We start from the raw sequence: 14,719 nt of genomic DNA on the forward strand, positions 1-14,719 counted from the left end.
CGAATTCCATTTCGGCGTGGATGTTGATCTTCTCACCAAAGTCGGTGTAACTCACGTCAACATATTCGCGTCTTCGTGAGAAATCACTTAGATTTTTTGAGTACCCAAATTCTTGACTGAGACACGTCGGTAGGTCGCCCATGATTGGTCGCATTGCAGAATTCGCAGCCGCTTGCGGGCGGGCTCTAAAAGTCCTCCATCCCAAGCGCACTTTCGGCCCAGCGGAAATAGACCCCTATTTCGGATATTCGACACCAGACGAGATCGTTGTTCGCGGTCGTGTGCTCAGCCGACGCCCTGATAAAGGGAAAACTCCCGCTAAACTGAGCCCGACGATTTGGACGAATTTCAAATCGATGGCGGCGCTTTTCAATACGCGAGAGTTGGAGAATGTCTCCGTTCGATGCGAAGGGCAGGAAACAGTAACAGATGAAGAAGGCTATTTTTCGCTGAACCTCCCCAAGCCGGACGACGTTTATGGCTGGGTTTCCTTTGACTGCTATTTTAACGGTGGCGATGCACCCGCAGCTTTGACGGCGCTGCTACCCTCGCCAAACGCGGATTTCGGTATAATTTCGGACATAGATGACACCTTGATCAAAACGGAGACTTGGAGTCTTTTGCGGAATCTTTGGAACTCATTGACAGGTAGTGCGGAATCTAGGCTCGTTTTTTCTGACGCTGTCGCTCTTGTCGAAATGCTCCACGACGAAGTAAATCCTGTATTCTATGTGAGCTCCTCGCCATGGAATTTACATGCTTTCCTCTCTGAAATCTTCGATAGAGCGGGATTGATCCGTGGACCGAAATTTCTACGAGATTTAGGCGTATCCAAACAAAAGCTGGTCAATGAGAACCACCATAGCCGTAAAACCCGGTCCATCGACACGATCTTAGCGGCCAATCCCTCACTTACATTTATTCTTATCGGCGATACTGGCCAGCACGATGCTAGGGTGTATCACGATACTATCAAACGACACCCAAACCGTATCCGTCAAGTTATCTTGCGGGCGCCGCATCGCTCCATTGGGAGGTCTGATCTACATTGGATTGAGAACATCATGGAGACAGGCACGCCAATATTCGTCGGCGAAACCTATGATGCTTTACTCAAATCCTGATCAGCCAGGCATGCCGTCAAAGGCTGGAATATTGGGATCAAGATGGGTGCAATCCATTTTTGACTTGGCATAGACGTTAAACTGCGGCTTCACTTCTTGATGCTCATTCAAAGTACCAGCTCGAATCCCAATTGATTCAGGTCGGGCTTGATTGGAGGTGAAAAGCTGAGAACCGCATCGGGGACAGAAGGTCTTTGTCAGGGTGCTCCCGCTATCAACAACATGATTGAACGTCTTTACTTCACCCGAGATGTCTACATCTGCTACTTTCATAAATACTAATGTCGCAAATGCGCCGCCGCCAGACTGACGGCAATCTGTGCAATGACAATTTCCCTGCATGGTGATGTCACCATCCGCAACGAATGTCACATCCCCGCAGAGACAGTTTCCAGTCAGTTTCGTCATTATCTCGCTCCTAAAACCTGCAGGGTATAGATCGATGTGTCTAAGGCAATACTCTACAAAAAAACTGGGCGTTTAGCGTTCGCTGGCATTTACAAGGTCAAAGAACTCGGACCGCGTTTCGGCTTTCAAAAACTGCCCATCGAGTGCCGATGAAATCATACGGTGTGGTGTTTGGATACCACGCATGGTCATACAAAGATGCTCGCCCTTGGCCATGACCGCAACGTTTTTGGTTCCCAATATTTCCATCACGTCATCCGCAATGTCAGCGACAAGTTTTTCCTGTAAACTTAAAGCATGCGCATTTTTATGTGCGATCCGTGCGAATTTCGACAGCCCTAAAACTTTGTCATCGGCAATATATGCGATCGAAACATCGCACCAGAACGGGAGCATGTGATGTTCGCACATCGACCAAACGCGCATACCGGTTACGGCCACCATTTGGTTATGCCGAACCGAGGCGAAGGTCGTGTCCAGCTTGCCCGCATCATATTCAATGAAGTCACGCCAGAAATTCGCAATACGCCGAGGCGTTTCCAATAGACCTTCGCGGTCAGGATCTTCGCCCAGCGCAATCAGCATTTCCCGAACAAGTTCTTTCAATCGGGGGTGATCGACTTTCTTAGGCTTGAGGTGCTGATCTGGCATGCTTTGTCTTTCTTCGAAATCTACGCCCTAATTGCGAGATGTAATATTTCTACGCGCGGACTTAGGATGGCGATTGCAAATATGTGCGGATCTTTTCGACACGTTTTCGATTTACGCCATTGTCCGAGTAGCCGACGCGGCTGGCCGAGCGAATGTGACAAATATCCCCATCACTGCGCACTTCTACATCATCCACAAATTTAAAAATCCGGCTCATGTAAGTCGCGGAAAGATAACTCTCGGTGCGGGATGTGATTGTTCCACCTGTCGCCTCGATGGCATCGGCGACATTTTTGAAACTTGCTTGCAATGGCGCGACCGCTCTTTCGGGCTGCACTCCGGCCTCGGAAGACACGGCATTAGGCTTACTGCCCAGCTCTTTTAATCGCTTATGTTCCAAACCTGGTGCCTCGCCTTTTTGACTATAAATGCCCAAGCCGACGAATAGAGCAAAAAGTGCCAAAATTATATATAAGAATATCATAATGCGTTCTGTTTCATGACAAGTTCAATGTAATCATCATACCAAGTCGGGCCCATCAAAGATTGGAAAAATCCATTATGGCCGCCATGCGCGTGAATTATGCGTCGGGCTTTGTGGTTTAATTTCAAACCCAAAAGATTTTCCACGGGGATCATACCGTCATCCGCCGCTGTGATAAGGGAAATCGGAACGGGGCAATTTTCCAAATCACGCTTATCCACGCGGTAAGAGTCAAAATAGGACTTCATATCCGGAAACTCAGAATAGGTTGGCAACAGCCTTTCCGTCATTCCTAGAACCGTCTTTTGCGCCAGGAGGTCTTTAAAATCATAGAGATGCGGATAAAGAGCCTGTTTTTTCCGCAACGATCGCGTCCATTTCTTCAGAAAATACCGTTGATACATCGGATTCAGATCGACCAATGGCGCGGCGCCCCAAGGGTCGACGACGGGACTGATGGCGAAAATATGCTTGAGGTTATGTATCGTCAAATCACGCAGGGAGCGCGCAATCCGCAACGCGAAGTTCCCTCCCAAAGAGAACCCAACGATATAAACAGGCGCGCCTTCTGATAATTTGGCGGCCTGTTTGACCGCGTCAAAAACTTCGTTGAACAGGGTCGAGTAGAACAAACCTTCGTTCAGATCGTGGCTGTCTCCGTGATCGCGATAATTCAACCGAAATACGGAGGCTCCACGTTCATAAACCCGACGCCCCGCTGTCACGACATATGTGCTGTCTTGAGACCCTTCCCAACCATGTAAAAGGATCACGAGGGCTTTATTATCGGGATGGCGCGAGTAATTGCCCTTCAGGCGCACACCATCATCGCAAGTGAGAATCATATCCTCGCCTGCATCGACCATTGGGTTTCGGCCGCGTTTGCGGAATTTCAAACTGGCCAAGATCGTTTGCACCATATGATGACGCATCAGGAATGGCGGCTTAAAGGGCGCAACGCCCGCAGGTAACGGCGGCAGCCCTGTTTTGGCGTCTAAGGGAATTGCAGCCGCAGCGTTGATTATTTTCGGATCGGGTTCGCGCATGATTGGACTGATCTGAAACATAAGGCGCGGTCGTGCAAGTCACACGCCGCGCCTGATTTTACTTTTCTGGATTTAGTCGGAGACCCGCCTAAAGATCGTTGAGGTAAGCTCCGAAATGCACATTGGGAGTCCCCTTGAGGCCCAAGGCATCAACTTCGCGCGACAAGGATGTCGCGTCTTCGCTCCGCAGGGCTATAGAGATTTTCTCTTTCCCATTGATCGTAATCGTTTCGACCTCGGCAGACACACCATTGCGCTGGAATTTACGACGCTTGAGATTGGCTTCGTAATAACGCGACTTTTTGGACAGGGCGTCCGTCAAGCTGGCCGCATCCGCGACAGAAGAACAAGAGCCGCGGAATTTCGGCACATATGTCCCGATAATGGAGGCGGTTGTCCGCTTCATGGGGAATGTTGTCTTTACGCTGCGTTCCCATTGCTCCAGCGGACCTTGGGCTGAAATCATGGTATGAACTTCAAGCGTCTCATTATCGCAGAGTGTCGTGATCGTATTGGAACGCCCAGGCAGAAGGAAATACCTATCCGTATTATCCGTCTCAGACTCCGCGCTAAATTCCTTTTCGATGATCTGAACGATATCGTCCAAATCCGTATTATCGTCGAAGAAACCTCGCCATTGATAAAAGCGATCAGGTCCATTGGCAGCATGACGACGGGTCGGGTTTAGCGGGCGATTGTCGAGGTAAAGCATAATGTCCTTTAAAGGTTTCTAATTGAGAGGGATGGAAGACGTAGGACCCAGACTTTAAAATTAAGAATTTAAAACCAAGGGAACGAATATAGTGAAGATTATGACTCTATTCGTATAAACCTGGGTAAGCTCAGGGATTTTAATGTCTTCCGCATAGAGAACCTTTAGCAAACCTTAACGCCAGAGTCAATATTTTGTCACGGTTCCGAAAGAAACCTGACCTTATCCACTTGTTTTGAGATTTGGGGGGTCATGCAGGGATAGCAAGGCCAGACATGCGGAAACGCTCGCAGCCGCTCTCCCGTGTCTTGGGGCGTCTGCCGAAAGGCGATGTCCAGTAAGGTGGGACAGTCCGCGTGGTCGATATTCGCGATGGAATACCAAAGTAATAGTTTTGTTTTACGCGAAAATCAGGAGTTGGGTTGTAATGCCAACTCGCCACGCGGCAGCGGTTTTTGAAGAAGCGGCCAGTCATAAACCCCGCAGTTGGCACACTTGGAACCAGCGGTCGGCTCTCACTCCTAAAGTCCCGGCACAGTCAAATGTCTCACCATTCAATGCTCAGACCCACCGTCCTCCGAACCGGCAAGCGAGGCCCCGCCTGTCCCATGTCCGAAAGAACCCGTGTAAGGTATCACGGGTTTTGAACACGAGGATCAGACTCTTGATATTTTCATAAGCCGCTGAAAATAAACGTATAAATATCAGGTAAAGACGGGAAAGAGTTCCACCCCCTACTCCGGCTTTTCGAATTCCATGATGACGTCGTCCACGGCCAGATTATCGCCGGCGGAGGCGTTCACTTTGGACACGACACAGCGGCTTTCGGCGCGGAGGGTGTTTTCCATTTTCATGGCTTCGACCACGGCTAACGCCTGTCCGTCTTCGACGGTTTGGCCTTCTTCGACCAAGACGCTGACGACAACGCCCGGCATCGGGCAGAGCAGCAGGTTGGACGTATCGGGCGCGAGTTTAATCGGCATCAGCTTGGCGAGTTCCGCCGCGCGTGGATTACGCACCGCCACATCAAAAATAACGCCGCGATGCCAGACACGATACCCTTCGGGAATCGCGCGCGCCTTGAAGGTGAACGCCCGGCTATCGACAAAGGCACGGACAGTTTCTTCGCCCGGACGCCAGTTCAATCCGACTTCCAATTCCAAGGCGGCCTTATCACTGTCATCATTCATGACGATGGTGCGGAGGCCAGAATCGCCATTAATGTCGGCGGAGTAGGTGCGATCTTCCCCCGTGGGAGATTTCACCGCGACGGCCCATTCGTCGGGAACATGGCGGGCGTGGTTGGGCAAGCTGCCACTGATCTGGGCGGCGCGGTGTTCTTTGATGTCATGCATCAGCGCGCAGACGGCCGCAATTTTACGCGTGTGGCCTGCGTTCTCTGGCGCGCCCAAAAATCCGTCAGGATATTCTTCGGCGATGAAGGCCGTTGTAATATCGCCGCGTGCGAAGCGGTCATGATCGTAAACGGCTTGCAAGAACGGGATGTTATGCCCGATCCCGTCGAGTTCGAAATTATCCAAAGCGACCTTCATCGCGTCAATCGCGATACCGCGATCATCGCCCCATGTGCAGAGCTTGGCGATCATCGGATCGTAGAACATGGAGATTTCGCCGCCTTCAAAGACGCCTGTATCATTGCGCACAATCGCACCGCTCTCGACCTTACCCTCGGCAGGGGGACGGTAGCGCTTTAGGCGTCCGATGGAGGGCAAGAAATTGCGATAGGGGTCTTCGGCATAGATGCGGCTTTCGAGCGCCCAGCCCGTGAGGGTCACATCGTCTTGGCTCATGTTGAGCTCCTCGCCTTGGGCCGAGCGGATCATTTGCTCGACGAGGTCCACGCCCGTGATCAACTCCGTGACGGGATGTTCGACCTGCAAACGTGTGTTCATTTCGAGGAAGTAGAAATTCTTGTCACCATCGACGATAAACTCAACCGTACCCGCAGAATCGTAATTCACGGCCTTTGCCAGAGCCACAGATTCTGCGCCCATAGCGGCGCGGGTTTCTTCGTCGAGGAAGGGCGACGGGGCTTCTTCGATGACTTTTTGGTTGCGGCGCTGAATGGAACATTCGCGCTCGCCCAGATAAATACAATTGCCGTGCTTGTCGCCAAGGACTTGGATTTCGATATGGCGGGGTTGGGTGACGAATTTTTCGATAAAGATACGATCATCGCCAAAGCTGGTCGCGGCTTCGTTCTTAGAGGATTGGAAGCCTTCACGGGCTTCTTCGTCATTCCACGCGATACGCATACCTTTGCCACCGCCGCCCGCTGACGCTTTAATCATGACGGGATAGCCGACTTTATTTGCGATTTTGACGGCTTCGTCGGCGTCTTCGATCAAGCCCATGTGACCCGGAACGCAGGACACACCTGCGTCTTGGGCGAGTTTCTTGGACGTGATCTTATCGCCCATCGACACAATCGCGTGGGGGTTGGGGCCGATAAAGGCGATCTTTTTCTTGGCCAGAAGTTTCGCAAATTCAGGATTTTCCGACAGGAAACCATAGCCGGGATGGACGGCGTCCGCGCCCGTATCCTCGACGGCTTTGATGATTTTCTCCATCACCAAATAGGATTGGTTCACAGCGGGCGGGCCAATATGAACCGCCTCATCCGCCATCCGCACATGCAGTGCATTTTTATCCGCATCGGAATAAACCGCCACAGTTTTAATGCCCATCTTCCGCGCGGTTTTGATGACACGGCACGCAATTTCACCACGGTTGGCGATTAGGATTTTTTTGATTTTGGTCATTTGAGTTTCTCGTCAATCCAAGAATAATGTTCGGAATGGTCGCCTGACCAGTTATCTCTATCTTGCCGCGTTAAGATGCCCTTTGGCGCAACGTAACTTTTTATCCAACGCTCTGGGTTCTCGCGCCAACATAAGTTCAACGAACCCCAATCGCGAAAATAGAACTGACTGTGATAAGGTAAGTTATCATGAATCCACCATGCCAACGATGTCCAGTCTCGACCTTCGCCGAAATTATCCATAAACCACGGAATTTGCACCGTCGCGCAAGCGCCCATATTTCCATCCGCGTCCCGCCTATCCCATATGTGATTGGCGGCTGAGGCTTCATTGCTGGAACATTGATGCTGGTTATTATTGGCTGCACCCTTGGCGTTGACCGTGGGCGAACGATAAGCTGAACGAATAGAAACGTGGCCGAATTTCTTTTTCAGCGGCTCAAGTAGGTCTTGGCACAATCGCGTCCCCGCCTCGACAGCAAGCTGCGGGTCTTCGGGATAATTGGGCAGGCCGTACCAATCCCCAATGCTGGAGTAGAGAAACTCCCGCATGAAAAAATTATCTGACAAACGAACCCGTCCGAGTTTTTCGAGGGCGTTATAGCTACCGATTTCGCGAGGCCCATCTTGGGTCATGGATTAGGCACCAACCACAGTTTTAATGCCCATTTTCCGCGCGGTTTTAATAACGCGGCAGGCAATTTCACCCCGGTTGGCGATTAGGATTTTTGTGATTTTAGTCATAACTTATTCTAATTAGTTGCCTGAATTTCGCCCTCGAAGTCCCAATCATTTAGGAAATTAAGAAGTAGCTCCGCGTTTTTTTGATTAAATACAACTCGCGATGTTGAAGACGTGATAACTAAATAGTGGTCATCTTCAAATCGAGAAAAGGTTCGAAAAGTTTGAAAGTTACCAGCGTATTTAAAACTGGCAATTTTGTTTCTGGGAAATAACTTTTTTTGGGACGAAGCTTGGTCTGCAAACTCAATATAAGCACGAAGAGCTTTTTTATACTTCTTCTTATATTTCTCTCTCAAAATCAAAATTTCATCTTTCTCCCAACTCGCCTTTTGGTCTACTGACTTGATTGATAAAATTTTCTCATTCTTCTTAAAACCACTGACCTTGTTCTTCTCAAGCGTAGTTACAACACGGATGTACGTTGGTAAATCTTCACAGTCTTCACCATCAAAGAAACAGTAAGTGGTTTTAAAGGGAGCAGCTTGATAAATTTCCTGTTTTGCAGAGGCTGTGCCAAAGAATAACATCGGAAGTACCGCTACCAAAAATGCGAAAAGAAACTGCCTCACAGCGGTAAGTTCCCATGCTTTTTCCACGGGTTTTCTAGCTTCTTATCCTTCGCCAGAGCCAGTGCGCGGCAGATGCGTTTTCGGGTCGAGCGGGGTTGGATGACTTCGTCGATATAGCCGCGTTCGGCGGCGCGGAACGGGCTGAGGAATTTCTCTTCATAATCCGCGACATGTTCCGCCGTTTTCTCGGCATCGTCCAAATCTTTGCGGTGCAGGATTTCCACTGCGCCCTTTGCGCCCATCACGGCGATTTGCGCGGTCGGCCAAGCATAGTTGATATCATTGCGCAGATGTTTCGGGGACATCACGCAATAGGCGCCGCCATAGGCTTTGCGCGTGATAACGGTGACTTTCGGAACCGTCGCTTCGCCGTAAGCATAGAGCAATTTCGCGCCATGTTTAATCACGCCGCCATATTCCTGATCCGTGCCGGGCAGAAATCCGGGCACATCGACAAGGGACAGCACAGGAATTTCGAAACAATCACAAAAGCGGATAAAGCGCGCGGCTTTGCGTGAGGCGTTACTGTCGAGGCACCCCGCCAGCACCAGCGGTTGGTTGGCCACAACGCCTACGGTTTGGCCTTCCAGACGGATAAAGCCACAGAGGATATTCTTGGCGTAGTCTTCTTGGATTTCAAAGAAGTCGCCCTCATCCGCCAGCTTCACGACCAGCTCTTTCATATCATAGGGCAGGTTCGGATTATCAGGGACGAGCGTGTCGAGGCTCTCGTCAATGCGGTCATGCGCGTCATAGAAGGGCCGCACGGGCGAGCCGCTGCGATTGTTCAGCGGTAGGAAGTCAAATAGACGGCGGATTTCGGACAGCGCTTGCATGTCATTGTCATAAGCGCCGTCAGCGACAGAGGATTTGGACGTATGGGTTTTCGCCCCGCCCAGTTCTTCGGCCGTCACGACTTCATTGGTGACTGTTTTCAGAACATCGGGTCCCGTTAGGAACATATAAGAGCTATCGCGGACCATGAAGATGAAATCTGTCAGCGCGGGCGAGTAAACCGCCCCGCCCGCCGAGGGTCCCATGATGACAGAGATTTGCGGGATGACGCCAGAGGCGAGGATATTGTTCTGGAACACATCGGTATAACCCGCCAGCGCCGCGACGCCTTCTTGGATACGCGCACCGCCTGAATCTTGCAGGCCGATGATGGGCGCGCCGTGGCGCATGGCCATCTCTTGGACCTTGTTGATTTTCTTGGCGTGGGTTTCAGAGAGCGAGCCGCCGAAGACCGTGAAGTCTTGGGCAAAGACAAATGTCTTGCGGCCATTGATCGTGCCCCAGCCCGTGACGACGCCATCGCCTGCCATCTTGGTCTTTTCCATGCCGAAATCGGTGGAGCGGTGCGTGACGAACATGTCGAATTCTTCGAAACTACCGGGGTCGAGGAGCAGTTCGAGACGCTCTCGCGCCGTCAACTTCCCCTTGGCATGTTGGCCATCAATGCGGCGTTGTCCGCCACCCAATTTGGCCTCGTCACGTCGCGCTTGCAACTGATCTAGAATATCGCTCAAGGTAAACCCCCATAATTGCTCGATATTAAGAGAGCCACCCTAGTCACGGGACGCGGCAGTGCAAGTCTGAACGACCATAGAGGACTGAATAACGCTCACTTTTTGCGCACATACATTCATGACGGGTAGGTTTGCGCCTTTGTCAGTTGCCAAAGCGCTGTGAAAGACGGCATGTGCAAATCTGAAGGGGCGAAATGCAAGCTGAAAGCTGTTACAGAACAGTCCCTCCGCGCAGGAAAGCCGTAAGAAGACCATGAAGTTCAACACATCTTATATCATCGCGGGTTCGCTATTGCTCTTGGGCGGCGTTTGGTTCCTCGTCAACAACCTTGGCGAAGAGGCGCCTTTGCCCGTTTCAACCCCCGCAACCGCCCAAGCCGACGCCCAGCGCACCATGCCCACAGTGCAGGTTCGCAGCGTCCGGGCCTCCGAACATCCCAACGTGTTGGAGCTTTACGGACAAACACAAGCCAATCGCGAAGTCTCCGTCAAAGCCGAAACGTCAGGCCTCGTCGCGCAAGTTTCTGTGCGCGAGGGTCAACGCGTGAAACGGGGGCAGACGCTCTGCCGTCAAGACCTCAACGCCCGCGCTGCTCAGGTTGATCAGGCCAAAGCCAATTTGCGCACGATTGAAACGGATTTAAATGCTGCGCGTGTTTTGGCCGAAAAGGGATTTCAATCCAGCTCCCGCGTGACCGCATTTGAAGCCCAATTGGATGGCGCACGCGCCATGTTGAAACAGGCCGAAATCGAAGCCGACAATATCAATATCCGCGCCCCATTTGACGGAATTTGGGAGCGACAATCCGCGCAAGTCGGTGACTTTCTTTCTCCTGGCATGTCCTGTGGTCTGTTGGTCGACATGTCGCCGTTAAAGGTGAACGTCCAACTGAACGAAACCCAAATCGGTAAAATCGAAATCGGCGACAGCGCGCAGATCGAACTTGCCACTGGGCAAACTGTGACGGGCGAAATTAAGTTTATCGAAGCCAAAGCCGATCCTGCAACGCGCACTTTCCGCGTCGAGCTGCATGTTCCAAATTCAGATTATCGTTTGAAAGCGGGCGTGACAGCGACTGTCCGTATTACGTCAGGCCTGACATCAGCCCAGCAAATCCCAAGCAGTATCCTAACGCTCGCCGATAGTGGCGATGTGGGTGTGCGCTATCTGGATGCGAGCAATATCGTTCGTTTTGCCTCGGTCAAAACAATTGACGAAACCCCAAATGGGATTTGGGTCACAGGCCTACCCGACGTGACGCGCATTATCGTTGAGGGGCAGGACTTTGTCTCTGTCGGTATGGAGGTTGACGCCAAGGAAGATTACACGTCTCCAGAAAACCCGACGCCGCGACGCGCCGCCAATACCTCGACTGGCATAGAGTGAGCGCCCGAGCATGAGCACGAAAGACATGTCGCCTTCGGCATCGGGCCTCGCTGGGGTCGTCGGCTTCTCGATCCGCAACTGGCGGACGACGCTGGGGATTATGTTGGTCTGCGTTATCGGTGGCCTGCTGGCTATGAGCAGTCTGCCCATGGACGCCGAACCAGATGTACCTGTTCCCATTATCAATATTCGCGTTGTGCTGCCCGGTGTTTCGCCCGAAGACGCTGAACGCCTCTTGGTTCGCCCGCTTGAAACAGAGTTGAAGGCGATTGAGGGATTGAAAGAAATCGACGGCGTCGCCTCAACCAATGTGGCCTATGTCACGCTCGAATTTGAACTTGGCGTGGATGAAGATGTCGTCATGGCCGATGTTTTGGAAAAAGTTGACCGCGCCCGCGCAGAATTTCCCGCCGAAGCCCGTCAGCCCATTATCGAAGAGATCAGTTTTTCCGCCCTCCCCATCCTCACCGTCAATTTATGGGGCGATGCTCCAGAGCGCGAACTGCAACGTCGCGCCAAAATGTTGCAACGGAAAATAGAAGCGATCCCGCTCGTTCTGGAAGCCAAGATTAGTGGCGAACGAACCGAAGTTCTGGAAGCCATTATTGACCCCGCAAAAACGGAAAGCCTCGGCATCACCTTTGGCGAAATCGCGGGGGCCGTTTCGCAGAATAATGAGCTGGTTCCGGCCGGCGCATTGGAAACGGATAGCGGTCGTTTCAACATTAAATTACCCGGCCTGATCGAGACGCCCTCTGACATGGGCGACCTCGTCGTGCGGCGCGGCGAAAATGGCGCAATTGTCCGATTGAGCGATATCGCCGAAGTGCGCCGCGGCTATAAAGACGCCACCACCCTCGCGCGATTTAACGGTCAAACCAGCCTGAGCCTAGAGATCAGCAAACGCCAAGGCGTCAATATTCTCGAAGCGACAGAACTCGTTCAACAATTGGTCGACATGGAAACCGCCCGTCCCGATTGGCCGCGCACAATTAACGTGACCTACAGCCAATCCCGCGCGGTTTATATTCGGGATATGATGTCGGAACTCTCGGCCTCCATTATCAATGCCGTTGTACTCGTCTTTATCGTTTGCATCGCCGCCTTGGGCTGGCGGTCAGCGATCTTTGTCGGTTGGGCTATTCCGTCGAGTTTCTTGATCGCCTTTTTCGGCTTTTTGATCATGGGCGAAACGATCAATATGATGATCCTCTTCGGCTTGATCCTATCCGTGGGGGTTCTGGTCGACAGCGCCATTGTCATTGTCGAATTTGCCGACCGGAAAATGGAAGAAGGCATGGACCGCCTTGAGGCTTTCAAAATGTCGGGCGAGCGTATGTTCTGGCCGATTATGAGTTCAACAGCGACGACGCTTGCCGCCTTCATTCCCTTGCTATTCTGGGAATCCACGACTGGGAAATTCATGAGCTATTTCCCCCGCACAATGATTTACGTTCTGTCAGCCTCCACGCTGATGGCGCTAATTTTCTTGCCCACGTTGGGCGCGAAAATTGGCTTTCGCCCCAAAAAAACAATCAATGCGAATGTTGTTGCCTTGTCGGGCGCGGAGGGCGATCCGTCAGACACCAAAGGATTTATTGGCCTATATGTGAAGATGATCCAGAAAATCATCCATTTCCCACTCTTGGTTATGACGGGAATGGTGGTTCTGGCTGTTGCAATCGTCGGTATTTTTAGCGCGAAGATGACTGGACCACCGCCCAAACCTGTTGAGTTTTTTACGCAATCGCCAAGTGAGCAGCTCTATATTCTCGCGCGGTCTCGCGGGAATACGACACCCGAGCAATATCTCACCCTCGCGAAAGACATTGAAAACCGCATCCAAAATATTTCTGGCATCGAATCCGTTTACACTGTGACGGGCGCGGGAGCGTCCGGGAGTGGAGGGATCAGTGGTCCATCAAATGTCCCGTCTGATACGGTTGTGCGCGTTTACACCGAACTTCTGCCCTTCAATGAACGTCGCGGCACCCAAGCCATCGTCGATGATTTGGAAGCTGCAATTGTTGGGATCCCTGGTATTTATACAGAAGTCATAGCCGTGGACCAAGGACCGCCCATCGGGAAAGATATCGGCATCCAGATCAGCAGTGAAGATCCTGCACAGCTGCGCGCAGCCACCCAAGCGGTGAAAGCCAAACTCGCCTCCATAGAAGGTATTATTGAGATTGAAGACACAACGCCCCTTCCCGGTGTGGAATGGGAATTTGTGGTGGATCGCGCTGAGGCGGGCCGCTTAGGATTGGATGTGGGCGCGATCGGCGCGGCCTTGTCTTTCGTCACCGACGGCACGCTGGTCGGGCGATATCGGCCGCTAGATGCGGATGAAGAAGTCGATATCCGCATTCGCTATCCTGATGAAGCGCGCACGCTCGCAGAATTGGACCGGCTCCGGATACAAACGCCACAAGGCGCGCTGCCCTTATCAGCCGTCGCCACACGTGTGGCCCGTCCGCAGCAGAGTAAAATCGAACGCAAAGATCTGCTGCCTTATTATATCGTTCAAGCGAACTCAGCCAAAGACTATGCCACTCAAGTTCAAGTCGCAGAGTTAAGCGAATGGCTGGACAAAGAGGCTGGCTTTTCATCTGCGGTCCAAACGAAGTTCCTAGGACAACAGGAAGAAAATGACGAAGCCCTTCAGTTCTTTAAAGCCGCAGGGCTCGCAATTTTGTTTATGATGGGCGTCATATTATTGCTGCAATTTAACAGCTTCTATCATGTTTTCTTGACCTTATCGGCCGTAATTATGAGCGTCTTCGGCGTGTTATTGGGCTTAGCTTTCTACCCCTATATATCAATGATCCTCTCTCTCACCGGCGTTATCGCTCTGGCGGGTATTGTTGTGAACAATAATATTGTCTTGATTGATGCCTACCAACGCTTGCGCGAACATGGATTTGGCTCTGTCGATGCGGCCGTACGAACAGCCGCACAACGGCTGCGGCCCGTCTTCCTGACGACGCTCACGACGGTGGTTGGCTTGATGCCACTGATTTTGGGCTGGCAGGCCAATATTTTCACAGGTGAGTTTTCGACCAAAGGCTCGAGTACTTCAGAAATCTGGGCGCCGATTTCCTATGTCGTCGCCTGTGGCCTTGGATTCGCCACGATCCTCACTCTGATCGTCACCCCTGTCATGCTGGCAATGCCGACTGTGATGATGGGACGGTTCAGACGACTGCGCGCCAAATTGCGTAAACGATCGAGACCCGTCCCGGCACCAAGCAAAGGCGCTGTCACTCGTCCTGCGGAGTAAACC

At 51.9% G+C, this 14,719-nt stretch carries 12 protein-coding genes and 1 pseudogene; 3 read left to right on the plus strand and 10 right to left on the minus strand.

What is annotated here, in order from left to right; all coding sequences use genetic code 11:
- Positions 1-140 precede the first annotated feature (140 nt).
- Positions 141-1,124, plus strand: a complete 984-nt coding sequence (locus IE073_RS06975) for a phosphatase domain-containing protein (protein ID WP_189583180.1) — start codon at positions 141-143, stop codon at positions 1,122-1,124.
- On the opposite strand, the gene IE073_RS06980 is transcribed toward IE073_RS06975, so the two are convergent.
- The 10 genes and pseudogenes from IE073_RS06980 to IE073_RS07025 form a co-directional block, all read right to left on the minus strand.
- Complete coding sequence (locus IE073_RS06980) at positions 1,125-1,532, minus strand: GFA family protein (protein WP_189583183.1); 408 nt, start codon at positions 1,530-1,532, stop codon at positions 1,125-1,127.
- Positions 1,533-1,604: 72 nt separating this feature from the next.
- Positions 1,605-2,183, minus strand: coding sequence for a GTP cyclohydrolase I (folE, locus tag IE073_RS06985; protein ID WP_189583186.1), 579 nt, complete (start codon positions 2,181-2,183; stop codon positions 1,605-1,607).
- 61 nt (positions 2,184-2,244) lie between these two features.
- Positions 2,245-2,667, minus strand: coding sequence for a DUF1499 domain-containing protein (locus IE073_RS06990; RefSeq protein WP_189583188.1), 423 nt, complete (start codon positions 2,665-2,667; stop codon positions 2,245-2,247).
- Positions 2,664-3,734 carry a YheT family hydrolase gene (locus IE073_RS06995; RefSeq protein WP_189583191.1) on the minus strand — a complete coding sequence of 357 codons (1,071 nt, stop codon included), beginning with the start codon at positions 3,732-3,734 and terminating at the stop codon, positions 2,664-2,666. The genes IE073_RS06990 and IE073_RS06995 overlap by 4 nt, the downstream gene beginning before the upstream one ends.
- Positions 3,735-3,801: 67 nt before the next feature.
- Positions 3,802-4,425 carry a hypothetical protein gene (locus IE073_RS07000; RefSeq protein ID WP_189583194.1) on the minus strand — a complete coding sequence of 208 codons (624 nt, stop codon included), beginning with the start codon at positions 4,423-4,425 and terminating at the stop codon, positions 3,802-3,804.
- Positions 4,426-5,159: 734 nt separating this feature from the next.
- Complete coding sequence (locus tag IE073_RS07005) at positions 5,160-7,208, minus strand: acetyl-CoA carboxylase biotin carboxylase subunit (protein ID WP_189583197.1); 2,049 nt, start codon at positions 7,206-7,208, stop codon at positions 5,160-5,162.
- Positions 7,205-7,843: a hypothetical protein gene (locus tag IE073_RS07010; protein ID WP_189583200.1), complete on the minus strand. Its 639-nt coding sequence runs from the start codon at positions 7,841-7,843 to the stop codon at positions 7,205-7,207. Before IE073_RS07010 ends, IE073_RS07005 begins: the two co-directional genes overlap by 4 nt.
- Before the next feature lie 15 nt (positions 7,844-7,858).
- Positions 7,859-7,951 (minus strand): annotated as a pseudogene (locus IE073_RS07015) (biotin carboxylase N-terminal domain-containing protein); the annotation flags it as partial.
- Positions 7,952-7,959: 8 nt separating this feature from the next.
- On the minus strand, positions 7,960-8,547 hold the full coding sequence (locus IE073_RS07020) for a hypothetical protein (protein ID WP_189583203.1): 588 nt from the start codon (positions 8,545-8,547) through the stop codon (positions 7,960-7,962).
- Positions 8,517-10,049 carry an acyl-CoA carboxylase subunit beta gene (locus tag IE073_RS07025; protein ID WP_189583206.1) on the minus strand — a complete coding sequence of 511 codons (1,533 nt, stop codon included), beginning with the start codon at positions 10,047-10,049 and terminating at the stop codon, positions 8,517-8,519. The genes IE073_RS07020 and IE073_RS07025 overlap by 31 nt, the downstream gene beginning before the upstream one ends.
- A gap of 253 nt (positions 10,050-10,302) precedes the next feature.
- Here IE073_RS07025 and IE073_RS07030 point away from each other — a divergent pair, with 253 nt between their 5' ends.
- Both IE073_RS07030 and IE073_RS07035 read left to right on the plus strand, forming a co-directional pair.
- Positions 10,303-11,436: an efflux RND transporter periplasmic adaptor subunit gene (locus IE073_RS07030; RefSeq protein WP_189583209.1), complete on the plus strand. Its 1,134-nt coding sequence runs from the start codon at positions 10,303-10,305 to the stop codon at positions 11,434-11,436.
- Positions 11,437-11,446: 10 nt separating this feature from the next.
- A complete protein-coding gene (locus tag IE073_RS07035) occupies positions 11,447-14,716 on the plus strand; it encodes an efflux RND transporter permease subunit (protein WP_189583211.1) in 3,270 nt (1,089 codons plus the stop codon).
- The last annotated feature ends 3 nt before the right edge of the window (positions 14,717-14,719 follow it).

Source organism: Litorimonas cladophorae (assembly GCF_014652455.1).
Taxonomy (GTDB): Bacteria; Pseudomonadota; Alphaproteobacteria; order Caulobacterales; family Maricaulaceae; genus Litorimonas; species Litorimonas cladophorae.